Genomic DNA, 22,861 nt, shown 5'->3' with positions numbered 1-22,861 from the left:
TCTGCCCATCTATGCTCCGTATTGGTTTATTGTTTCTGCCGCTGCTGGCGGCCTGTTCCTCGCCTTATGATTCAGCACATTCTTACCCGCAAAACCCAGCTGTATCTGACGCGCAGGGCCACCCGCGGGATTCTACTACGTTCTACTTTCCGGCCGCAGATTCTCTGCATCCTGCTTACCTCCCGAAGAGTAAACGGCTTTCTGTTGTTTGGAATACGGACGTCCGTCCGGTTTGCCAACTGCGCGGGTGATTTAGAAGGTGCCTCTTACACACTCACTTATTTTGAGGTACCTGTTCTCTCCAATTATTATCTGGGGACGGATATTGTCCGTTTTCTTTGGGAACGTTCTTTCCATCGGCCCGTGCTGCTTACGTTGCGTCATGATGCTGCTGGCTCAACTCTTCACACGCAGCTTTTAGACAAGCATCCTGGCTTTCATACCCTGACCGTTTTACATCCCAACAGCTTACCCGCAACTGCTTCGGCCCGGAGACGGGCTCAGGCTTGGAAGTATCACAAGGAAACCATGGCTGACCCGGAGTTTCAACGCAAAGTAGCGGAAGGCAAACGCCGGGCAGCCCAGGTAAAGGCGGAAGAAACGACGGTACCGGTGACACCGGAGCAGTGGCAGCATCTACAAGAACTGCTGGCGCAAACTGAGTTTCCCCAAATGTGTCCTTGCCAGCCGCGCCCCGGAGAGCTTGATGGTTCGTATTGGCTGTTGGAAACTCATACGACCAGCGGCTACCATCAGGTGGCACGGCAAAGCCCTGAGGAACAGGATGGCTTCCGCCGAGCCTGCGAATATCTGATTGATCTGAGCTCAGTTAAGGACGAGGAACGGTATTAAGTCTATTCACCATGCCCCGTATCCGTTTGCTATTCCCGCTGCTATTGGCAGCCTGCTCCTCGCCTGCTGTCAGCCAGTCACGCTACCCGCAGAACCCGGCCGTTTCGGATGCGCAGGGCCAGCCGCGGGACTCCAGCACATTCTATTTTCCGGCGGCTGTTTCGATGAATAGGCCTGGCTCATCAGTTAGCCAGCAGACTGATGATGAACAGAATGCACTGGCTGAATACTGCCGAGAGGTATTCGGTGTGGTTTCCGCTAATCTGCACTGTTTCGAGGCGCCGGTGCTGTCGAACTACTACCTGGGCCACGATACCTACCGGTTTTTGTGGCTTCGGTCTTTTCATCGGCCCGTATTACTGACGCTCACCCAGCAGGCCGACGGAGCCACGCTCCGGACTCAGTTCCTCACCAAATCAGCCTTAACTCCCAGGCTTGCCGTAATTCTATTCATTCCCTCAACAGCCTCACCCCAAGAAGCAGCCCGGCTACAGCGCGAGTTCGACCTGGAACAGAAAAACCCGGAAGTGCAACGCAAGCTAGCCGAAACGAACCGCCCGGCCGAGCAACTGCCGCAATTGGAAACCACCCGCCTCCTCACGCCGCAGCAGTGGCAGCAGTTTCAGCAGTTCCTGCAACGGGGTGGCTTTTCACGACAAACGGTCTGTGAATCCAGTACTGTAGTGGACGGGGCCTACTGGATTCTGGAGGCCCACACGGCCGATAGTTACCACGCGGTACTCCGCCACAGCCCCGATAGACCAGACACCTTCTGCCGGGCCTGCGAGTATCTGCTGGAACTGAGTACGGCACGAAAGGAAAAGCGGTATTAATGGAACCCCTTCTCAGAACAGCAGAACAATGCCTCTTTTTCTATTTATTAAATAAGCTATATATTTTATTTAAAAATTACTGTAAATTACTACTTATACCACCACCGTTCAGTGCTGCGTGAGGCTCGTTGGGTGGCCCGGCCGGGAGCCGGGCTGATTTGCAGGTGTGGTGTCGCCCTAGTGGCCGGCACTGGTGCAGGGTATAGTACATCAATTGTATCGGGCCGCCAATAGTAGAGCGGCCGGCACAAACGCTTTTCTGAACTCGAACGGACTGACCGCAGGCTGCTTCCAGCCTGTTGTTGCGCGGACTGCAGGCCGCGCCTTACTCCACCACCCCACTTTCCTGGCTTTGTTCCGCTGCCCGGCCCGGCAGCTGGCTGGGAGGCGGCATGTCTCATTTTAACTCCCCTCCGTTATGCGCTACCGTATTCTTTGCCTGCTCCTGCTGAGCCTGCTTGGTCCGCTGGCTCTGCCGGCCCAAACCCCACCCTCGGGCTTCTCCTCCACCCTGGTATCCGACCAATGGAATGAGGCCGTGGGCCTCACGTTCACGGCTTCCGGCTCGCACATGTTTGTGTGGGAGCGGCCCGGTAAGGTGTGGACGGTGCAGAACGGGCAACGCCGCCTCCTGCTGGATATCAGTGAGGAAGTGGGAGCCTGGCACGACCACGGCCTGCTGGGCTTTGCCCTGCACCCGCAGTTCGAAACCAACGGCTACTTCTACCTCTTTTACCTGGTGGACCGCCACTACCTGCTCAGCTACGGCACGGCAGCCTATAACCCCGCCACCAACGACTACTTCAGCGCCACTATTGGCCGGCTCACGCGCTACACGGCTACTCTGAGCGGGGGCGTATATACGGTAAACCCAGCCAGCCGCAAGGTACTGCTGGGGGCCACCAAAACCACCGGCGTGGCCTCCACGGAGCGCAGCCACGTAACGGGCAGTCTGGTATTTGGGACGGATGGGACGCTGCTGGTGGCTACCGGCGACGGGGCCAACGGGGCCGATGCCGACTTCGGCAGCAACCCCGGCACTTATTACACCCAAGCCCTGGCCGATGGCATCATCACCGACAAGGAAAACGTGGGCGCGTTCCGGGCCCAGATGGTGGATTGCCTCAACGGCAAAATTCTGCGCCTCGACCCCGAAACCGGCGCGGGTGTGCCCAGCAACCCTTTCTACAACGCCGCCGACCCGCAGGCCCCGCGCTCCAAAGTGTGGGCCCTGGGCTTCCGAAACCCCTTCCGGATGACACTGCGGCCCGGCACCGGCAGCACTTCGGCGGCAGCCGGCAACCCCGGCACGCTGTACATCGGTGATGTGGGCTTTTTTACCTGGGAGGAAGTAGATGTGGTGAGCCGGCCGGGCCAGAATCTGGGCTGGCCGCTGTTTGAGGGGCTGGAAGCCAACAGCTCGTTTGTGGCCCAGAAGCGCTACAACTACTATCTGCCCAATCCGCAGTACGGCATAAATGGCTGTACCCAGCAGTATTATTATTTCCAGGATTTGCTGACCCAGGCCACGCCCACCGGTACGGCTACCTTCCTGAACCCTTGCGGTGGCCAAGCTATTGCGGCCACGGTACCTACCTTCGTGCACTCCCGCCCGCTCATCGATTGGAAGCACGGCACCGGGCCTTCGCGCACGGGCACGTTCAGCGGCAGCACTGCCACGGTGGCCAACCTGGGGGCGGCCGGCTCGCCGGTGGCGGGGCCGCAGTTTGGGGGCAGCGCCAGCGTGGGCGGCGTATTCTACCCTTACTCCGATTTCCCGGCCCAGTACCGCAATACGTATTTCTTCGGCGACTACTCGGGGGGCTGGGTCCGCAACATGACCGTGGATGGCAGCAATGTGCCCTCGGTGGTACGCGACTTCGTGCCCTCCGGAGCCGTGGTGGTAGGTATGGCCGTGCATCCTTCGCAGCCGGGGCTGTACTACGTGAACTTTCCATCCGAAATCCGCAAAATCACTTACACCACGGCCAACCAGCCGCCCGTAGCGGTGGCTTCATCGGATAAGAAATTTGGGCCCAGTCCGCTGGCCGTGCAGTTTACGGGCAGCGCCTCCACCGACCCCGAAGGCCAGCCGCTGAGTTACCGTTGGGACTTTGGCGACGGCACCAGCAGTACGGCCGCCAATCCCGCGCACACCTTTACGGCTCCCAGCGCGGCCCCGACGGCGTATTCGGTGCAGCTGACGGTAACCGACAACCAGGGCCTCACCAGCCAGGCTACGCTGCTGATTTCGGCCAACAATACCCCGCCGCAGGTTGCTATTACCAGTCCGGCCGCCAACGCGCTGTACTCCATTGCCGCCGAAACCACCTTCCCCCTCACGGCTACCGTAACGGACCAAGAGCACACGGCCGGGCAGCTGAGCTACCTCTGGCAGTGCTACCTCCACCACGCCGACCACGAGCACCCCGAGCCCGTGCAGAACACGCCCACTGGCAGCCTCACCACCTCACCGCTGGGCTGCGGGGCCGAAACCTATTATTACCGCGTCGTGCTGACCGTAACGGATGCCGCCGGCCTGGCTACCACCCAGGAAATCCGCCTGAATCCAGATTGCAGCACCGCTCCGGCCTACGTTTTCTACCGGGCGGTAAACTTGGGCGGCCCCGCTTTGACTCTGGACGGCAACGCCTGGAGCGGCACGCCGGCCCCGAACTTCACCACCAACGGCACCTTCTTCGCCAACAACAATGTGGCCCTGCTGCCGGCCACTGATGCTGCCCGCACCAGCATGATCCGCAGCTCGGCTTACAGCCTGAGCAGCTTATCGGCTACGATGAGCCAGGTGCCCAACGGCCAGTATCGGGTGTGGGCCTACGTGTGGGAGGACAACAACGCGGAAACTTTCTCGCTAGCACTCAACGGGCAAACCGTACAGACCAACTATAACAGTGGCCCGGCCGGCACCTGGCGCAAGCTGGGCCCGTTCGATGTGAGCATCACCACCGGCCAGTTGCAGCTGACCACCAGCGGTGGCACCTGCAACCTCTCTGGCCTGGAAGTCTGGCAGGCAACCAGTACGCCGCCTACCAACCAGCTGCCCACGGCCAACGCCGGCCCCGACCAGACAATTGCTTTGCCGACTAGTTCTGCCACACTGGCCGGCTCCGGCACCGACCCTGATGGTACTATCAGCAGCTACAGCTGGAGCCAGGTGAGCGGACCTAATACGGTAGCGTTTTCTTCGCTGACAGCGGCTGCGCCTACCGTCAGCGGGCTGGTGGCCGGCACTTATGTATTCAGCCTAGTAGTGAAGGATAACGCCGGGGCCAGCAGCCCGGCCGACCAAGTGACTATCACCGTCAGCGCTGCTCCTCCAACTGGTACCTATACCTTCTACCGGGCGGTGAACCTGGGCGGCCCCGCTTTGACTCTGGACGGCAACGCCTGGAGCGGCACGCCGGCCCCGAACTTCACCACCAACGGCACCTTCTTCGCCAACAACAATGTGGCCCTGCTGCCGGCCACTGATGCTGCCCGCACCAGCATGATCCGCAGCTCGGCTTACAGCCTGAGCAGCTTATCGGCTACGATGAGCCAGGTGCCCAACGGCCAGTATCGGGTGTGGGCCTACGTGTGGGAGGACAACAACGCGGAAACTTTCTCGCTAGCACTCAACGGGCAAACCGTACAGACCAACTATAACAGTGGCCCGGCCGGCACCTGGCGCAAGCTGGGCCCGTTCGATGTGAGCATCACCACCGGCCAGTTGCAGCTGACCACCAGCGGTGGCACCTGCAACCTTTCCGGCCTGGAAGTCTGGCAGGCCACCGGTACGCCAGCGGCCCGGCCGCTGGCCGCGGACAATAGCCGGAGGATGGCCCCACCTTCGGCCATCTACCCCAACCCCTCGCCAGATGGACGGTACACCCTCACATTTCCGCCCACGCAAAGCGGACCGCTCACGTATGCGCTACTCTCGCCAGTAGGCCAGGTAGTGGCTCGGGGGCAGCTGCAGGTACTTACGGGCAGCACCCGAGCCGAGCTGGATATGGCGGGCGTACCGTTCAGCACCGGCTTCTACTACGTGCAGCTCACCGGGGGCCACTCCTCGCCCATTCAGTACAAATTGTTGCGCTAGGCTCTTCGCACGATGGTAGTTTTAGCACTCGTCCGGTCTGCATGACGGACCGGATGAGTGCTCGGCTGCCACGGCAACCTTCCGCACGCTGAGGCACCCGCAGCGGCCTTACTACTGGTGGCCCCATTAAGTAGCAGCTACCAGTCGGCGCATTATGCATGAAGATGAAATGTGCCCGGCGCACGCAACGATTCAGGCTGGAGGCTACTCTCGGTAGCACATCCTTCCCTTATATGCGCCCGGTTATCTTTCTTCTTACAGCTCTACTCTTACTGGCTTCCGGCTCTACTTTCGCCCAAACCCGCCAGCTGCGGGGCACCGTGCAAGATGCTGCTACGCAGGCTCCGGTGCCGTTTGCCTCAGTGGGCGTGGCGGGTAAGCCCTTCGGGACGGTGGCCGATAGCGCCGGCCGGTTCCGGTTTGCGCTGCCTGATTCGGTGGTCGGGCCCGTGTTGGTTTCCTGCGTGGGCTACGCTACCCAACGCGTGCCGGTGGCGGCGCTGCAGGCCGGGGGCCCTGTCCGGTTGAAGCCGCTGGGCCAGCAACTCAGGGGCGTAACGGTGCGGCCCGGCAAGGTGCGCACCCGCACATTCGGGCGCACGGCTGCGTCTTCGTTCATGACGGCCCGTCTCTACACCGAGCCTGACTTAGTGAGTGACGAGCTGGGCAAAGAGCAGGGCACCATCATTCCGCTGACCACGGACTGCCGCCTGCGCGACGTGAACCTGTTCGTGTCCTTCAACCGGTTCCGGTCTGTTACATTCCGGCTGCTGCTGTACCGGGTGCGCCAGGGCCGGCCCGCCGAACCCCTGCCCCAGCCCGATATCCGCTTCACCGTGACCCAGCCCCGGGGGTGGGTACGCGTAGATTTGCTGCCTTACAACCTGTATCTGCAGGGCCTGAAAGAAGTAGCCGTAACGGTACAGTGGTTGCAGAGCGAAGCACAGGAAGGCAACTTCAAAGCTTTCGGCATTGCCGCCGTGCCGCTGCCGGGCCACAGCGTATTCACCCGCGACAAAAGCCAGGCCCGCTGGCAGCAAGTAACGCCCGGCTACCTGAGCATCTATCTGACTGCTGATACCTACCAGGCGGCCGGCAAACACACCGAGCCAGAGCCCGTAGCCACTGCATCAACTGAGGATATTCCCGAAAACTACGTGGTGGCGGACAGCCTGCAATCCATGCTCTTCAGCAACCCGACCACCCCGCTCACCAATCCGCAGTACTACGGCAGCAACTCCACCGCCGGCCGCTACCTGCAGGCCCGGGGCGGCAAGCTCTACTACGAGCGGTACGGGCAGGGCCCACCGCTGCTCCTGCTGCACGGCAACGGGCAGTCCATTGCCGATTTTCAGCTGCAGATTCCCGAGCTGGCCCGGCACTTCACCGTTATAGCGCTGGACACCCGGGGCCAGGGCCGCAGCCAGGATTTTACTACCCAGGAGTACAGCTACGAGCTGTTTGCTGACGACGTGCGCCTGCTGCTGGACACCCTGCACCTGCGCCAGGTGAACATTTTAGGCTGGAGCGACGGAGGTAATACGGCTCTGAGCCTGGCCCTGCACCACCCGGAGTACGTGGGCCGCCTGGTCATTATGGGGGCCAACCTCTTCCCCACTCCCGAAGCCATCGAGCCGGCCGTGCTGGCCCGGTTTCAGCACCAGCTCCGGCAGGCTCAGGCCCAAAGCACTACCTCCACCGCAACCCGGCTGCTCCGGCTGCTGGTGCAGGAGCCGCATTTCACCCTGCCGCAAATCAGCACTATTCAGGCCCCGGTGTTGGTAATGGCCGGGCAGCGTGACGTGATTCGGGAGGCACACACGCAGATTATTGCCCGGACATTGCCGCACAGCCAGCTGCGGCTGCTGGAAGGAGTCACGCACTACGCCCCGCAGGAAGTGCCGGACGTATTTAACCGGGAAGTGCTGCAGTTTTTCCGACAGCCTTAGGCTTCCACCCGCGCCAGCGTCACTTCGTTCTGGGTGAAATCAAACTGTTTTTTATCTACCTGGCCCTGGCAGCTGATTACCCGGGGCGGGGCCAGCTTGCCTTTGCGGCCGGCTTCCACCTGCACCTCGCCAGTGGCCTGCAGCGTAACTACCGCCTCCCCGTTGCGCCGCAGTTCCCAGGTCCCTGACTTAGCATCCCCAGTCAAATACCCGACGATAAACACCTCTTTCGGCGACATCTGGATAATATCAACGACTTGCATATCGGGCGAGGTCTGGAACATGGCGGGCTTGGTTGCGGAAGCGTAAAGCTGCGGATTTTTATGGGAAGCGTTTCACCTGTCATTCCTCGGCTGCGCTCGGAATGACGGGCTATGGTTTCACCTTTACGCTTCCTCACCCACCAACGCCAGCAACTCCTGGGGCGTGAGGGATTTGAGCAGGGCGGTATCGGTTCGGATGAGGCCCTGGGCCAGTTCCCGCTTGGACTGCTGCAGGTGCTGGATTTTTTCTTCCACGGTGCCGGGGCAGATGAGGCGCACGGCCACTACGGGCTTGGTCTGGCCGATGCGGTAGGCCCGGTCGATGGCCTGGTTTTCCACGGCGGGGTTCCACCAGGGGTCCAGCAGGTACACGTAGTCGGCGCCGGTGAGGTTGAGGCCGGTGCCGCCGGCTTTCAGGCTGATGAGGAATACCCGCACATCGTCGCGTTGCTGGAATGCCTGCACGGCGGCCCCGCGCTGCCGGGTTTGGCCCGTGAGGTACTGGTAGGGAATATCGTGGGCGTCCAGCATGGGCCGCACTAGGTTCAGCATGCCCACAAATTGCGAGAACACCAGGATTTTGTGCTCCGGGGCGTGGTTCTGGATTTCCTCCAGCAGCACCGACAGCTTGGCCGAGGTGGAGCCGTAATCCTCCAGATCGGGCAGCAGGGCGGGCGAGTCGCAGATTTGCCGCAGGCGCGTGAGGCCCCGCAGTACCGAGGCATGGTTGCGGGCCATTACATCTTCGCGCTGGCCCAGCAGCAGGTTACGAAAATCCTGGCGGCAGGCCTCGTACACGCGGCGCTGCTCGGGCGGCATCTCGCAGTAGAGCACCATTTCCGTCTTTTCGGGCAGCTCTTGGGCTACCTGGGCCTTGGTGCGGCGCAGCACAAATGGCCGGATGCGCTGCTGCAGCTCCCGGGCCTTCTGTTCATCCCCGAACTTATCAATGCGCGTGGCATACTGGGCCCGAAACTGCCGCAGCGTGCCTAGCAGCCCCGGACAGGCAAACGAGAGCAGGGCGAAAATATCGTAGGTATTGTTCTCCAGCGGCGTGCCCGTCAGCACCACCCGGCCCCGGCTCCGCAGCTGGCAAGCCGCTCGGTAGCGCAACGAAGCCGGATTTTTGATGGCTTGGGCCTCATCCAGAAACACGTACTCAAACTCCTGCCCTTTCAGCCGGCGCAGGTCCGATACCAGCGTACCGTAGGTAGTCAGCACCAGGTCGTAGTCAGTAAAATCAACTGGGGTACGCTTGCGGCCACCGCCGTGCCACACCAGCACCCGCAGCCCCGGCGCGAAGCGGGCGGCTTCGGCCTGCCAGTTGAATACCAGCGACGTGGGCACCACCACCAGACAGGGCCCGGTGCGGCCGGTTTCGCGCAGGTGCAGCACGAAGGCCAGCACCTGCAGCGTCTTGCCCAGGCCCATATCATCGGCCAGGCAGCCGCCGAAGCCGAACGTATCCAGGAAATTCAACCAGTTGAGGCCCTCCTGCTGGTAGTCGCGCAGGGTGGCGCGCAGACCGGTGGGCACCGGCACGGGCGCAATACCGGTGAAATTGGCCACGGCGGCGCGGGTGTCGGCCAGCCGCTGCCGGGCCGAGGGCAGCAGCTCATCCTCCGCGTACAGCTCCTCCACCGCCGCAAACTGGCTGTGCGGGGTGCGCAACTGGCCGTCGATGAGCTCGGCGGCGACGAAGTAGCGGGCAAACTTCTCCAGCCACTCTTGCGGCAGCACGCCGTGGCTGCCATCATCCAGCACCACGTAGCGGCGGCGGTTGCGCAGGGCCTGGCTGATTTGCGGCAGCGTGGCGTGCTGCTTCCCAAACCGCACCGCCAGCCGGGTATCAAACCAGTTGGTTTCACTGCTCACCTGCACCGACACCCGGGCCGGGTGCGGGTTAAGCCGGTTATCCTTGAGCTGCCTGAACCCCAGCACCCGGATGCCCTCCTGCCGCCAGTCGGCCAGAGCCGGCAGCACCCGATCAACGTCCAGAAACCCGCTCCGGGCTAGGTAAAAGGAATCGGGGGTCTGCTGCCCGGCCAGCTCGGGCCAGTGCCGGAGCAGCGCCGCCACCAATCGGTCTTCAGCCAGAGCATTGCGACTCACGGTGAAGGCCCGGCCCAGGGCGTCGGTGGCCTGCAGCTGCTGCTTGGTCAGCACCGATATTTCCCGCTCCCCGTAGCGCATTACTGGCAGCAGCTCCACGTGGGGCCCGGCATCGGAGAGGTAGAGCACCGGCTCGGGCGCTTCGTCGAAGCCTTCGGCCGCTAGCTGCTGCCGGGTAGCCGGGCGCAAGTAGGTGTAGTGAATCTGCAGGCGGTTTTCCAGGTTCACAAGCACGTCCTCCCGGAACTCTGCAAACTGCGACTGGTGAATCAGCAACGCATTGTTGCGCTTCTTGAAGAACTCCACCACCCGCCACACGTCCAGGTCATCCAGCAGGTACAGGTCGTCGTGCAGGGCCACGAAATAGTCGTAGTGCACGGTCAGTTCTTCCAGATTCAGGGCCTGGTCGTGGAGCAGCAGCTGACCGGTTATCTGGTAGAATTCGTCTTCCTGGGTTACCTGCAGGCGCAACTGCAACCGGGCGCTGTGCAGGCGCACCGGCACCAGGGCTGCGGCCGTGAGCTTGTCGCCCTGGGGGCCGCGGTGGGCAAATACCGGCAGCCGAAACGGGTTCTGCACCACCGCCCGCAGAGCCTCCACGGCCGCCGGGGTGCGGTTTTCTTCGTAGTTGTGCTGGAAGCGGGCCAGGCCGGTGTAGAACTTCAGTTCCGCCGGGTTGGTCAACTGCCAGATACCGTCCAGGGGATTTAGCAGCGTCAGCGGATTCTTGGGTTTGCCCGCCGCCGTGAGGCTGGCCTCCGCCAGATGCAGCGTGAGGTGGCTGTAGTAGCGGTGCCGGGCCAGTACCAGCAGCCGCTGCCCGCCCGCTGCTGGCACTACCGGCTCCGGCCTGACGGGCAACAGCTGGCGCATCAGTTCCTGCTTGGACGCCGGCGTCACGGGCAGTAAATCCGCCCGGCGCGGCATTACGGGTGTGGCCCCGTTGGCAAACGTCAGTTGAAAGTGCGCGTCCAGGTCGGGAGCTTGTTCCAATCCGTATTCCTGAGCCGTAGCGCGCAGTTTCTGCTCGCGCAGCTCCGCGTCGAAAAACGCCCGCAACTCCGGCCGGTGCAGCAAGGCCAGCAGCGTCAGTGCCTGGTTTTCGCACACTTCGTTCTCTACGCCAGTTGTGCAGGTGCAAGTCAGGGCCAGACCAGTTGCACTTTGACTCACCGCCACTTCCGGCCCGGCAATTCCTCCTACTACCGACCCAGTCGAAAACTGCCCAGTAGCTACGGCCAGCTCCAGCGGCGTCACGGCCCGGTACTGGCGCGTATCCGGCACAAAGCTGCGCGGGGCCAGTTGCAGTAGCTGAGGCAGCGTCAGGTCCGGAAGCGGCTGGGAGAGATGAACGGTATGCGGCACAGTGAACTACTTAGCTGTATTTGTTGCGTAGTTCAGACGGAAAGCTTCAGGAAGCAAAGCATCCAGTTTTACAGAAACGTCATATAAGCAGCGTAGCCGATACTCATATAAGTTGATTTGCTTGACAAAGCTTCCTTTCACTACAGTAAAGGTATAACCAGGCATATCTGTGTCTGTGCTTTTCCCTTGGTAACTACTCTTAAGACCAGACAGGTACACTTGGTCTAGCGAGGTCAACAATTGATTTCGCTCAACCGAAGTAAGTTTTCTTACCAGCAACGAATCTGTAGTTGCTACATCATGTATTTCAACCCGGATAGTGCTATCTGTAATAACATATTCCCGATAGCCTAAAAACTCCGTTTTAACTATTCGCAAGCGAGTTACTTTCCGTGGTGATTGTGCTACGCCGTCTGCAGAAGTTAGGCCTATCAGCAATAGTATTATGCCCAGTTTTTGAATCATATTTACCCTACCTCATCGGCCTTAATGCGTGCATCAAACCGAAACTCCTCCCGGCTCACAATCTGGATGCGCTTGAAATCGGGGTGGCGGCTGTGCAGCACGTAGTTGAACTCCTGAGGTACAATGGACGAGGGCACCCGCAGCACGGCCGAGCTGCGGCGCGTGTACCACTCGGCACCCAGCGGCTGGCACACGGCGTAGCGGCTGGCCTGTTCCCAGTCGCGGGGTAGTTGGGCCAGCGGTATTTCCTCCACCAGCAGGTCGTCGGGCACATCAATCACCAGCACCCGAAACTGCCCGGTGAGGCCTTCCCCGCTGCGGTGCACCACGTTTTCCAGGCAGGCCAGGGCCCGGGTGGCGGCCGTGTAAATCACAAACTGGTCTTTGTAATTCCAGCGTGCCCGGTAGCCGGAGGCAAACAGGTCGTCGGCGTATTTGGCCAGGCAGATACGATACACCAGCATACTTGGGGCCCTAGGATAAGTCGCCGTAGGCAATGCGCGTGAGCTCCTCGGCCACTAGGTCAATGCCCCCGCTGGTTTCCAGCAGCCGCAGCGGAATTTCCTGGTCGAGGCCGTGGGCCGGTTTATCCAGCCAGCGCAAAAACGCGGCGGCTTCCCCGAATACTTCCACCCCCAGGTTGTAGAGGCTGATGATTTTAAGGGTTTTCTCGCTGCTGGCGGCGCTCAGGTTTTTCTTCTCCTGGGAGTACGTACGCAGGGTTTTGGTAGACAGCTCATAGATGGCCTCCAGCTCCTGAGCCTGCAGCTGGTAGGCCTCGGCTACCTCAAACGCCGTAGCGGCCGGCACGCCCTTGCGAGCTTCCATCACCAGGGCGTAAGCGTCCTGCCCGGTCCGGCCCCAGGCCGCCCATTTCTTGCGCAGGGCCGCCGGCATAACGGCCGTTATTTTGGGTTGGTGTGCAGCAGTAGCCATAGATGCGGGTTTGATGGAGCGAACATATAGAAATTTTTCCGTTTAACGCGGAAATTTTTCTTTCGGTTCAAAAGTAGCGCGCAGCTCCGCTTCGCGCACGAGCGGAGCGAGTATCCTAGTACCGCTCCGTCCGCGTAGGAACTCGCCTGCGGCTCGTGCGCGAAGCGGAGCTGCGCGCTACGGCCCTATCAGCCGCCAGATGCTGAATGTTCGTCGGCGTTCTGCTTTTTCCGCCTCCTGTTCCGGCAGAAAATAGCCCCGCCACGCATTGTCTGGCTCAGACAATACCCACACCTCCCCGCATACCGCACAGGTATACCGGTTACGCGTTACCTCACCGGGCAGCAGCTTCAGCGGCTTGCGAAGCAGTTGCTGCTCAAACGCCTCATAGGCCCACCACGAGGAAAATTGTGAAATACCGGTCGGGAAGCAGTCAGGACACATAGCAGTTATGTAGCGCAAAGCATTTGCTTCGTGCGTGGCGGAACGATGCATAGCGGAAGCCCGCAACGGTACGCGAAGCAAAGGCTTCGCGCTACTGGCTACTACTGCCCCACCACCGCGTGCAGCGGCACCGGGTGGATGATGAGCCAGATCAGTTCCCGCAGGATTTCGCCGTCGGTCATGGAGCCGCTGTCGATGCCTTTGCTCTGGGCGTCGGCGCGGCGGATGAGGTGCACAATGTCGCGGGTGCGGTGGAAGTCGAATACTTTCAGGCCGGTCTGGTAGTCTTTGCGCTGGACGGGGAAGCGCAGGCCCATTTTCAGCCAGTCGGCCTCCGTGGGGTTGGGTAACTGGTGCAGCACCAGGAGGCGGGAGAAATAGTTGAACAGCAGCGTCAGGTTGGGGATGAGCGGGTTGTTCTTGGGGTTGGCCTCGAAGTAGAGCAGGATGCGGTTGGCCTTGAGCACGTCGCGGCGCACCAGGGCACTCTGCAGCTCGAAGATGTTGTACTCCTTGCTGATGCCCACCATGCGCTGCACCAAATCCTCATCAATGCTGTGGCCCGGCAGCAGGTTGATGAGCATCTTATCCACCTCGTTGGTGAGGCGGCCCAGCTCCGTACCAATGTATTCGGCCAGCATGGCGGTGGCCTGGGGCGTAATCTGCTGGTTTTTGCTGCGCACGTACTGCTGAATCCAGGGCGCTACCTGGTTGTCGTAGAGCTTCTTGCTGGTCATGAGCACCGTACCGGCGGGCGCGGACTCCTTTTTGTCGCCGGCCAGCAGTTTGCCCAGTTTTTTGCGCGCATCCAGGGTTTTGTGCTTGTAGCAGAACACCAGCACCGTGCTTTGCAGCGGGTTTTTCAGGTAAGCCTCCAGAAACGGCCACGACTTCTCCGCCTCCAGATCGGCCACAGCTTGCGCCTCTTTCACAATCACCACCGAGCGTTCCGCCATCATGGGGAAGCGTTTGGCCTGGCCAAGAATGCCGGCCACGTCGGTGTCCTTGCCATACATCACCACCTGGTTGAAGCCTTTTTCGTGCTCAGGCAGCACATGCTTCTCCAGCAAATCGGTAATCAGGTCGATGTAATACGGCTCCTCCCCCTGCAGAAAATATACGGGCGCAAACTGCCGCTGCTGGAGCTGCTTCAGAATTTCGTCGGGCGTGAGGGTCAATGCGTGAATGGGTGAATGGGTGAATGAGTGAAGGCCCTGGCGCGGCGGGCGTTTTTACTCCAATAAACAAAGGTACCATTGCAGCCTTTACCTTTGCCCTCCATTACAGCCGGATGCTTTAGTTGCCGTGTCTGGCCACTCATTCACTCATTCACTCATTCACGCATTGAACTTACTAGACGAACTGCGCTGGCGGGGCATGTTTCACGACATGATGCCTGGCACTGAGGAGCACCTGCTGAAGAATGCCCCCATCACCGGCTATATCGGCTTCGATCCCACTGCGCCTTCTTTGCACATCGGCAACCTGGCCACTATTATGCTGCTGGTGCACCTGCAGCGGGCCGGCCACCGGCCCCTGGCCCTGGTGGGCGGCGCCACCGGCATGATTGGCGACCCCTCGGGTAAATCAGCCGAGCGTAACCTGCTCGATGAGGAAGCCCTGCGCCGCAACCAGGCCGGCATTCGGGCGCAGCTGGAGAAGTTCCTGGTGTTCGACGACTCGCCCACCGGGGCGCGCGTGGTGAACAACTACGACTGGTTCAAGGAGTTTGGCTTCCTGCAATTTCTGCGCGAAGTGGGCAAGCACCTCACCGTGAACTACATGATGGCCAAGGACTCGGTAAAGCGCCGCATCAGTGGCAACGAGGAAACCGGCGCCGAGGGCATCAGCTACACCGAGTTCAGCTACCAGTTGCTGCAGGGCTACGACTTTTATCACCTCTACAAGGAGCTGGGCACCACCCTGCAAATGGGCGCCTCTGACCAGTGGGGAAACATCACCACCGGCACCGAGCTGATCCGGCGCATGTCGGGTGGCGAGGGCAAGGCTTACGCCCTCACCGGCCAGCTCATCACCAAAGCCGACGGCACCAAGTACGGCAAGAGCGAAACCGGCACTGTGTGGCTGGACGGCTCCATGACCTCGCCCTACCAGTTCTACCAGTTCTTCCTCAACGCCGCCGACGCCGACGTGCCCCGCCTCATCCGCGTGTTCACGCTGCTGAGTCAGCCGGAAATTGAAGCCTTGGAAGCCGAGCACGCCGCCGCTCCCCACCTACGAGTGCTGCAAAAAGCCCTAGCCAAAGATGTCACCATCCGAGTACACGGCGAAGCCGCCTTCGAGGCGGCCTTGGCCGCCTCGCAAGTGCTGTTTGGCGGTGGTGAGCTGAGCAGCCTCGACGAGGCTACTCTGCTGGACGTATTTGCTGGCGTGCCTCGCGTGGAGGTTTCGCGTGCGGAGTTGGAAGGCCAGGATGCTCTTACCCTGCTGAGCACCGCCACCGGCAACGTTATCTTCAGCAGCAAGGGCGAGGCCCGCAAAATGGTGCAGAACAACGGCGTGAAGCTCAACCGCCAGAAAGTAACCCTCGACCAGACCGCCACGGCCGTGGCTCCTTTGCTGGACAAGTACCTCGTGGCGCAGAAGGGCAAAAACTACTTCCTCATAACGCTGGTGTAGCTAGTACACTATCCGTCATTCGGAGCGAAACCTGTTGTATTTGCAAAGCTCTGTTAGCTGTACCATTATAAAAAAGGCCCTGCTGGTTATCAGCAGGGCCTTTTATTTGTAAGGAAGGTCGCTACGCCGGGCGTAGCGGTTCATTACTTCTTTTTAGCGGGAGCGGCCTTTTTGGCAGCGGGAGCAGCTTTAGCAGCAGCTTTCGGAGCAGCCTTAGCAGCCGGAGCATCACCAGCGCCGTCGTTCTTCTTGTTCTGAACCTCGGTACGGATGGTCTGGGCCATGTTCTTCAGCTCCTGCATGCCTTTACGCACGCGGGTGCCAGCGGCCGAGTTGCCTTTGTCGTAGAATTTCTCGAAGTCAGCTTCCAGCGACATAACGAGGTCTTTCAGTTGGGCGAAATTGCTCATGGTTGGGAGGGGTTGTATGGTGTGGAAAAAGTGTTTAACCGGGCCTAATATACAGGGATTTCAAATACAAGCAAGTTGCCAAGTTTTTTTTCAAACGCCTTTTCCGGGCCATAGGCCGGCTTTTTACCCAATCATATCCATCCGGCACCTCACCTCACACCCACGCCATCAACGGAATAATCCTAAAACAAAAAAGCCAGCCATCAACCGATAGCTGGCTTTTGCACTTAGCGAAGCTCAAACTAGCGTTGTAGGCCCTCGGGCACTTCAGCTTTGGAATAAAGCCCTTTCGAGAGCTTCTCCTGTACGGTTTCGAAAGCTTTGATGGTCTCGGCCACATCGTCGAGGGTATGCACGGCCGTGGGGATGATGCGGAGCATAATTACGCCCTTGGGCACTACGGGATACACCACAATAGAGCAGAAAATGCCGTGATTCTCACGTAGATCGAACGTAATCTGGGTTGCATCCGGAATTTGGCCTTCCAGCAGTACCGGCGTTACGGGCGAGGTGGTAGAGCCAATGTTGAAGCCTTTTTCGCGCAGGCCAGTTTGCAGGGCGTGCACAATTGTCCAGAGGTTTTCTTTCAACTCGGGGCGGGTGCGCAGCAGTTCCAACCGCTTCAAAGCGCCCACTACGAGCGGCATGGGCAGGCTTTTGGCGAAAATCTGGCTGCGCATGTTGTAGCGCAAATATTCAATTACGTTCTCGGGGCCGGCCACGAAAGCGCCGATGCTGGCCATCGACTTGGCAAACGTCGAAAAATATAGGTCGATACCGTCCTGTACGCCCTGTTCTTCGCCCGTTCCGGCACCAGTAGCACCCATTGTACCGAAGCCGTGAGCGTCGTCCACGAACAGGCGGAACTGGTATTTCTCCTTCAGCGCCACCACGCCGCGCAGGTCGCCCTGGTTGCCCGACATACCGAACACACCTTCGGTAATAACCAGAATGCCGCCGCCGGTTTCGTCGATGATGCGCTGGGCGCGCTCCAGCTGCTTCTCCAGGCTCTGCATGTCGTTGTGCACGTACACAAAGCGCTTGCCCGCGTGCAGGCGTACGCCATCAATGATGCAGGCGTGAGACTCGGCGTCGTACACAATCACATCGTGGCGGCCCACCATGGCGTCGATGATGGACACCACGCCCTGGTAGCCAAAGTTGAGCAGCATGCAGTCGGGCTTCATCACAAACTCGGCCAGCTCATTTTCCAGCTGCTCGTGCAGGTTGGAGTTGCCGGACATCATGCGGGCGCCCATGGGCAGGGCCATGCCGTACTCGGCCGCGGCGTCGGCGTCGGCCTTGCGCACCTCGGGGTGGTTGGCCAGGCCCAGGTAGTTGTTCAGGCTCCAGGTGAGAACCTCTTTGCCGCGGAAAATCATGCGGGGCTTAATCTCGCCTTCCAGCTTAGGGAAGGTGAAATAGCCGTGCGCGTAGTGTGAATGGCTACCCAGCGGGCCGCGGTTGGCGGCAATCTTCTCAAATAGATCCACGAGGGAACAGGTTGAATGTGAAACGAAAACAAGCGGTTATGCTTGGGGGGCATAACGCTCGGGGAATGTACAAAGTTATGGCAATCCGCAAAGGTAGCCCGCCGCGGGCAGGCATCCAACCTTATAGGAATTGGCCCGGTGCGTTTTCTGGTGCGGCCGGAATGGCGTTTCTTTGGCATTACATTGCGCCGGCGGCCCGGGGTTGACGCCCTGCACTGCGCAGCAGAACAGTAAACTCTCTGCTGAGCTCAGGGTTTTGCCTCTGGGCCGCCGGCGTTGTCCTCTCCCACCCGCACCCACTCTCTCCTATTATGAAGAAAATTACCAAGCTGCTGATCGCCAACCGCGGCGAAATTGCCTTACGCGTGCTGCGTTCAGCCAAGGAAATGGGCCTACAAACCGTGGCCATCTACTCCGAAGCCGACCGCAACGCCCTGCATGTGCGCTACGCCGACGAGGCCGTGTGCGTGGGCCCGCCCGCCAGCAAAGACAGCTACCTGCGCGGCGACAAAATTCTGGAAGTATGCCGTGAGCTTGGCGTGGATGCCATTCACCCCGGCTACGGCTTCCTGAGCGAAAACGCCGAGTTTGCCCGTATGGTGAAGGAAGCCGGGCTGATTTTCGTGGGTCCTTCGCCCGAGGCCATGGACATCATGGGCGACAAGCTCTCGGCCAAGCAGGCGGTGAAAGCCTACGATATTCCGCTGGTACCGGGCCTGGATGAGGCCATCAGCGACGTGCAGGAAGCCAAGCGCGTGGCCGAGCAGGTGGGCTTTCCGGTGCTCATTAAGGCTTCGGCCGGGGGCGGCGGCAAGGGCATGCGCCTAGTGTACCAGCCCGAGGAGTTTGAGGAGCAGATGCAGCTGGCCGTGAACGAGGCCGTATCAGCCTTCGGCGACGGGGCCGTGTTCATTGAAAAATTCGTGACCGGGCCGCGCCACATTGAAATTCAGGTGCTGGGCGACGAGCACGGCAACATTGTGCACCTGTTTGAGCGGGAATGCTCCATCCAGCGCCGCCACCAGAAGGTAATTGAAGAAGCGCCTTCCTCGGTGCTCACGCCCGAGCTACGCGCCGAAATGGGCCGCTGCGCTGTGGACGTGGCCCGGGCCTGCAACTACACCGGCGCTGGTACCGTGGAGTTCCTACTGGACGACCAGCGCAACTTCTACTTCCTGGAGATGAACACCCGCCTGCAGGTGGAGCACCCCGTAACGGAACAGATTACGGGCCTCGACCTGGTGAAGGAGCAGATTAAGGTAGCCCAGGGCCAGCCCCTCGCCTTCCGCCAGGAAGACCTCAGCATCACCGGCCACGCCCTGGAGCTGCGCGTGTACGCCGAAGACCCGCAGAACAACTTCCTGCCCGACATCGGGACGCTGACTACCTACGTGCGCCCCCAGGGCCCCGGCGTGCGGGTGGATGACGGCTTCGAGCAGGGCATGGACATTCCGATTTACTACGACCCGATGATTGCTAAGCTCGTCACCTTCGGGGCCACCCGGGAGGAAGCCATTGCCCGGATGTTGCGCGCCATCGACGAGTACCAGATTACCGGCATCGAAACCACGCTGGGCTTCGGCCGCTATGTGCTGCAGCACCCGGCCTTTGTGAGCGGCAACTTCGACACCAACTTCATCAAGGACCACTTCACGCCCGAAGTGCTGAAGCCCGCCGCCCCGGATGAAGCTACTGCCAAGCTCGCCGCCGTGCTCACCGCCATGCTCCTGACGGAGAAAAAGCCCGCCACCGCCGCCTCGGCTGATGTGCCGGCCGCTACCGGCTCGGCCTGGAAGCGGAACCGACTGGGGGTGCGGTAGAACGAATATGTTATTTGCAAAACAAAACGCCCGACCATATGGCCGGGCGTTTTGTTTTGCGTGTGTTTTTGGCTGGTCTACCTGACTGGGAAGCGGAACTGAGAAGCCTCTATCTTGCTCGTATCTGCTGTGCCTATGGCTTCGTAATTTCTGCCGAATATGTTGGTTTATAGAACATCATCAGGTACAATAGTATAATTGCTGGCACCACATTTACACCAAAAAACCACTCTTCCTGATTGGCTATTGCAAAGCTAAACTTGACTTCATAGAGAGCATCCAGAGTCAAGCCTATGTTACTGAAGGCATCAAGGCCAAAAATGGCCAGTACCCCATTACTAAGCACATACTTTAGCCCTTCATACCGAATAATTGGTAGTTGCAGAACGGCTACAACACCCATCAATGTGGGGTCTTGACGCTTCCGATATGAGATAAAGGAGAAAATAGAAAGCACAAAGAACAACACCGTGTATAGCCCACTACCAATCTTTAGGGCTGATTGGCTTAAATAAGATAGAGAAGTAGCCAGGATGACCAGACCAGCAATGCCGCCAACCAGATTGTAATAACTCAGCAACGTCAGGGCGTTGTTTTGTGTGGTAATGTTGTTGGCCGGCACTAGAGAATAGCTTTACTTAGAAAGGCGGGTTAAGTGTACAAAGCAAAAGTATCAAGCCTCTGCGAAAGGCCAGTTGAAAGCAAAGTAAATCTATCGTCTCCTGGTTTAGACTTTTTCCTCTAATGAAGAACATTGCTTTGTTGCTCATCATAGTATGCATCCTAACCTTAATGATAATGGGCTTAGGTAATCATGGGCACTGGCAGTTTCGGCCTCATATGCACGAAGACTGGCTGCTGTGGGGCACGGTGCTCCTCTCTGGTACCAGTGGAGCACTGCTACTTATTGCAGCGGCATGGCGCCAATCTAGGCATCTGTAGATGTATCATAACAACCGCCGCGCCTGATTGGCCACATTAATCAACGCCGGCGCGTTCTTAAGAGTAGCCAGCACTACTTCCTTAGCGGCTTGCTGCAGCTCGTCGCGGTGGATGTCCCGCACTTCTTCACGCACCAGCTCGGTGAGGGCGTGCAAGGCAAACTGGACGGCTTCGCGCCGGGGCCGCTCGGTGCGCAACTCCTGGCGTACCTCGGCAAAGTGGGCCTGAATTTTCAGCCGCCGCAGGTGAAACACCGAGTCGCTGCACACCTGGGGCTGGATGGTGTCGAGCAGCTTCAGCAGGGGCAGCAGCTGGGTGGCGGTGGCCCCTACCAGGCGCTGGCGGCGGCCGGGGCGGGCGGCAGAATGGGAAGCCCCATCAGCGGCGGGCTCCGGACTAGAAACAGACATTCGCAATAACCGGGTAAGAGGATGAGCGAGGCGCGTGATTTTCATAACAAGATACTGTACCAGTTAACAATTACCGAACTCTACATCTGCTCCCAGACCAACTGCCCCGAGGGCGTACCTTGCTCCTCAGTGCCTGTGGGCTTCGAGGCCAACCAGCGGCGCAGGGCCCAGTGCGTGGGCAGATAAATCATCACCAGCAGCGTGAGCATCCAGCCCACCAGGTAGAGCGGAGCCGGCAGCCAGGTTTGGGGGTGAGCATCGTCAAAGCCAAACACGTAATTAATGTTCACCGGAATCTTGGGGTCGGGCAGTACGGTACCGGCCGCGGGCAGCCATAAGTAGGCCACCGGGCACAGCGCCCAGGCCAGCAGCGTCCAGGCGGGCAGGGCGCGCCGGTCGTAGCCCAGGCGCTTCACCAGGAACAGGATAAGGAAGGGCAGCCAGCCGTGGAAGAACGAGAGCCCCCGCAGAAACAACGAGCGGTTTTCATCGAACATGTAGGACGTCATGCCCAGCAGATGGTGGCCGCACAGTTCCCCCACAAAATCGGCGCACCACAGCACTTGGGGCAGCAGAATACCCACGGCAGCCATGGAGGCCGGCAGGCGGCGCTCCGTCCACACGCTCACCAGGCACAAGAGCAGCGACACGTCGCAGAAGTATAGGAAGTTGGTGGGGCCGTAGTTCACCCAGTACACCGGCACCATCACCAGCAGGAAGGCGGTGAATACCAATTTCAACCAAAGCGGCAAGCGGGCAGGAACACGTTTCATGAGCGGAGCAGAATGAGGGACGAAACAACTCTTGGTCCTCCAGCCACGCGGCTCATGGCGTTGCGCTGAGAGGATGCCCGAAGTAGCACGCTGGATTCGGCTTCGCCAGTTCAATCTACGCCTCCATCAGACTTTTCGTCAGCATACACAATAACCACAGGCAAGCTCTGCAAGCCGTTTTCAGGCCAGAAAATTAGACTTCAAAAAATACAGATGCGGCACATCCAACTACCTAAAAACCGAGAAAGCCTCACCAGACTGGCGAGGCTTTCTCGGTTTTCGGCTTTACCGAATATTTAAATCAGCTCGGTGATTTCGCGTACTCCCAACGGACGTTCCCGCGTGAATCCTTCCCCAAACTCTACTCCGATCAGGTGGCCGAATTCCCGGGCGCGGGCCTCCATGAAGTTGCTGAATACCGGCGTAGAGAGGTAAGTGCCGGGCTCGGTGCTTTCGGGGTCGTGGAACTGAGAGCGGTAGGCCTGGATGCTCTCCCACTTCTTGGCCCAGTACGCCGAAATATCCACCACGAAATCAGCCGGAATCTGCCGGTCCTGGATGTAGTGAAACACCAAGCGGGGCCGCCAGGGCTGCTGGGGTTGCCCATCGTCGCCCAGGGTTTCAATCATGCGCAGCCCGCTCAGAAAGCACGACTCCGAGGCCAGCTGCGCGCCCCGGCCGTGGTCGGGGTGCCGGTCGTGGATGGCGTTGCAAAGGATAATATCGGGTTGGTAGCGCCGAATGGCGGCAATAACGGGCAGTTGATGCTCCCGGTCGTTGCGGAAGAAGCCGTCGGGCAGGCCCAGGTTTTCGCGGGCACTCAGTCCCAGAATGCGGCTGGCCGCCTCGGCCTCCTGGGCGCGGGTGGCGGGCGTGCCGCGCGTGCCCAGCTCGCCCCGGGTAAAGTCTACGATGCCTACCTTCTTGCCCGCCGCTACAGCTGCCAGCACAGTACCTGCGGCGGACATTTCCACGTCATCCGGGTGCGCCCCGAGGGCCAGAATATCAAGTTTCATGTGTGTTCAGTTGCCTGTTTCCAGTTGCGAGTTGTC

General features: G+C 59.9%; 18 protein-coding genes and 1 pseudogene. 6 read left to right on the top strand and 13 right to left on the bottom strand.

Translation table 11 applies throughout. The features are described from left to right. Positions 1-66 precede the first annotated feature (66 nt). The 4 genes from LF252_RS06250 to LF252_RS06235 all read left to right on the top strand — a co-directional run bounded on the left by LF252_RS06250 (position 67) and on the right by LF252_RS06235 (position 7,736). Complete coding sequence (locus LF252_RS06250; protein ID WP_226268690.1) at positions 67-852, top strand: hypothetical protein; 786 nt, start codon at positions 67-69, stop codon at positions 850-852. An 11-nt stretch (positions 853-863) separates the two neighbouring features. Then, positions 864-1,685 carry a hypothetical protein gene (locus tag LF252_RS06245; protein ID WP_226268689.1) on the top strand — a complete coding sequence of 274 codons (822 nt, stop codon included), beginning with the start codon at positions 864-866 and terminating at the stop codon, positions 1,683-1,685. Positions 1,686-2,103: 418 nt separating this feature from the next. Further along, complete coding sequence (locus LF252_RS06240) at positions 2,104-5,787, top strand: PKD domain-containing protein (protein WP_226268688.1); 3,684 nt, start codon at positions 2,104-2,106, stop codon at positions 5,785-5,787. Positions 5,788-6,020: 233 nt separating this feature from the next. Beyond that, entirely contained in the window at positions 6,021-7,736 is a 1,716-nt protein-coding gene (locus LF252_RS06235) for an alpha/beta fold hydrolase (RefSeq protein ID WP_226268687.1), read from the top strand. On the opposite strand, the gene LF252_RS06230 is transcribed toward LF252_RS06235, so the two are convergent. The 7 genes from LF252_RS06230 to holA all read right to left on the bottom strand — a co-directional run bounded on the left by LF252_RS06230 (position 7,733) and on the right by holA (position 14,499). Beyond that, complete coding sequence (locus LF252_RS06230) at positions 7,733-8,020, bottom strand: hypothetical protein (RefSeq protein ID WP_226268686.1); 288 nt, start codon at positions 8,018-8,020, stop codon at positions 7,733-7,735. The genes LF252_RS06235 and LF252_RS06230 overlap by 4 nt on opposite strands. A gap of 102 nt (positions 8,021-8,122) precedes the next feature. Further along, positions 8,123-11,476: a DEAD/DEAH box helicase gene (locus LF252_RS06225; protein ID WP_226268685.1), complete on the bottom strand. Its 3,354-nt coding sequence runs from the start codon at positions 11,474-11,476 to the stop codon at positions 8,123-8,125. 6 nt (positions 11,477-11,482) lie between these two features. After that, positions 11,483-11,941, bottom strand: a complete 459-nt coding sequence (locus tag LF252_RS06220; RefSeq protein WP_226268684.1) for a hypothetical protein — start codon at positions 11,939-11,941, stop codon at positions 11,483-11,485. 2 nt (positions 11,942-11,943) lie between these two features. Next, entirely contained in the window at positions 11,944-12,405 is a 462-nt protein-coding gene (locus LF252_RS06215) for an RES family NAD+ phosphorylase (protein ID WP_226268683.1), read from the bottom strand. Positions 12,406-12,415: 10 nt separating this feature from the next. After that, positions 12,416-12,877, bottom strand: coding sequence for a type II RES/Xre toxin-antitoxin system antitoxin (parS, locus tag LF252_RS06210; RefSeq protein ID WP_226268682.1), 462 nt, complete (start codon positions 12,875-12,877; stop codon positions 12,416-12,418). 177 nt (positions 12,878-13,054) lie between these two features. After that, positions 13,055-13,372, bottom strand: coding sequence for a hypothetical protein (locus tag LF252_RS06205; protein ID WP_226268681.1), 318 nt, complete (start codon positions 13,370-13,372; stop codon positions 13,055-13,057). Between the two features lie 50 nt (positions 13,373-13,422). Further along, a complete protein-coding gene (gene holA / locus LF252_RS06200) occupies positions 13,423-14,499 on the bottom strand; it encodes a DNA polymerase III subunit delta (protein WP_226268680.1) in 1,077 nt (358 codons plus the stop codon). A gap of 166 nt (positions 14,500-14,665) precedes the next feature. Here holA and tyrS point away from each other — a divergent pair, with 166 nt between their 5' ends. Beyond that, positions 14,666-15,961: a tyrosine--tRNA ligase gene (tyrS, locus tag LF252_RS06195; protein WP_226268679.1), complete on the top strand. Its 1,296-nt coding sequence runs from the start codon at positions 14,666-14,668 to the stop codon at positions 15,959-15,961. A gap of 239 nt (positions 15,962-16,200) precedes the next feature. On the opposite strand, the pseudogene LF252_RS22975 reads toward tyrS, so the two are convergent. Together LF252_RS22975 and LF252_RS06185 are read right to left on the bottom strand one after the other, a co-directional pair. Further along, a pseudogene (locus tag LF252_RS22975) lies at positions 16,201-16,371 on the bottom strand (histone H1); the annotation flags it as partial. A 242-nt stretch (positions 16,372-16,613) separates the two neighbouring features. Next, positions 16,614-17,864, bottom strand: a complete 1,251-nt coding sequence (locus LF252_RS06185; protein WP_226268677.1) for an aminotransferase class I/II-fold pyridoxal phosphate-dependent enzyme — start codon at positions 17,862-17,864, stop codon at positions 16,614-16,616. Positions 17,865-18,175: 311 nt separating this feature from the next. On the opposite strand from LF252_RS06185, the gene accC reads away from it, so the two are divergent. Continuing rightward, positions 18,176-19,684: an acetyl-CoA carboxylase biotin carboxylase subunit gene (accC, locus tag LF252_RS06180; protein WP_226268676.1), complete on the top strand. Its 1,509-nt coding sequence runs from the start codon at positions 18,176-18,178 to the stop codon at positions 19,682-19,684. 133 nt (positions 19,685-19,817) lie between these two features. Here accC and LF252_RS06175 read toward each other — a convergent pair whose 3' ends face one another. The 4 genes from LF252_RS06175 to bshB1 all read right to left on the bottom strand — a co-directional run bounded on the left by LF252_RS06175 (position 19,818) and on the right by bshB1 (position 22,825). Next, the gene (locus LF252_RS06175; RefSeq protein ID WP_226268675.1) at positions 19,818-20,306 is read right to left on the bottom strand and encodes a hypothetical protein; all 489 of its coding nucleotides are present in this window, start codon (positions 20,304-20,306) and stop codon (positions 19,818-19,820) included. A gap of 325 nt (positions 20,307-20,631) precedes the next feature. Beyond that, on the bottom strand, positions 20,632-21,036 hold the full coding sequence (locus LF252_RS06170) for a hypothetical protein (RefSeq protein ID WP_226268674.1): 405 nt from the start codon (positions 21,034-21,036) through the stop codon (positions 20,632-20,634). Between the two features lie 80 nt (positions 21,037-21,116). After that, on the bottom strand, positions 21,117-21,809 hold the full coding sequence (locus tag LF252_RS06165) for a membrane-associated protein (protein WP_226268673.1): 693 nt from the start codon (positions 21,807-21,809) through the stop codon (positions 21,117-21,119). Between the two features lie 296 nt (positions 21,810-22,105). After that, the gene (gene bshB1 / locus LF252_RS06160; protein WP_226268672.1) at positions 22,106-22,825 is read right to left on the bottom strand and encodes a bacillithiol biosynthesis deacetylase BshB1; all 720 of its coding nucleotides are present in this window, start codon (positions 22,823-22,825) and stop codon (positions 22,106-22,108) included. Positions 22,826-22,861: the final 36 nt, after the last annotated feature.

The sequence above is a fragment of the Hymenobacter pini genome, from assembly GCF_020421205.1.
Lineage (GTDB): Bacteria > Bacteroidota > Bacteroidia > Cytophagales > Hymenobacteraceae > Hymenobacter > Hymenobacter pini.
This window is presented reverse-complemented; position numbering and strand designations above follow the sequence as displayed.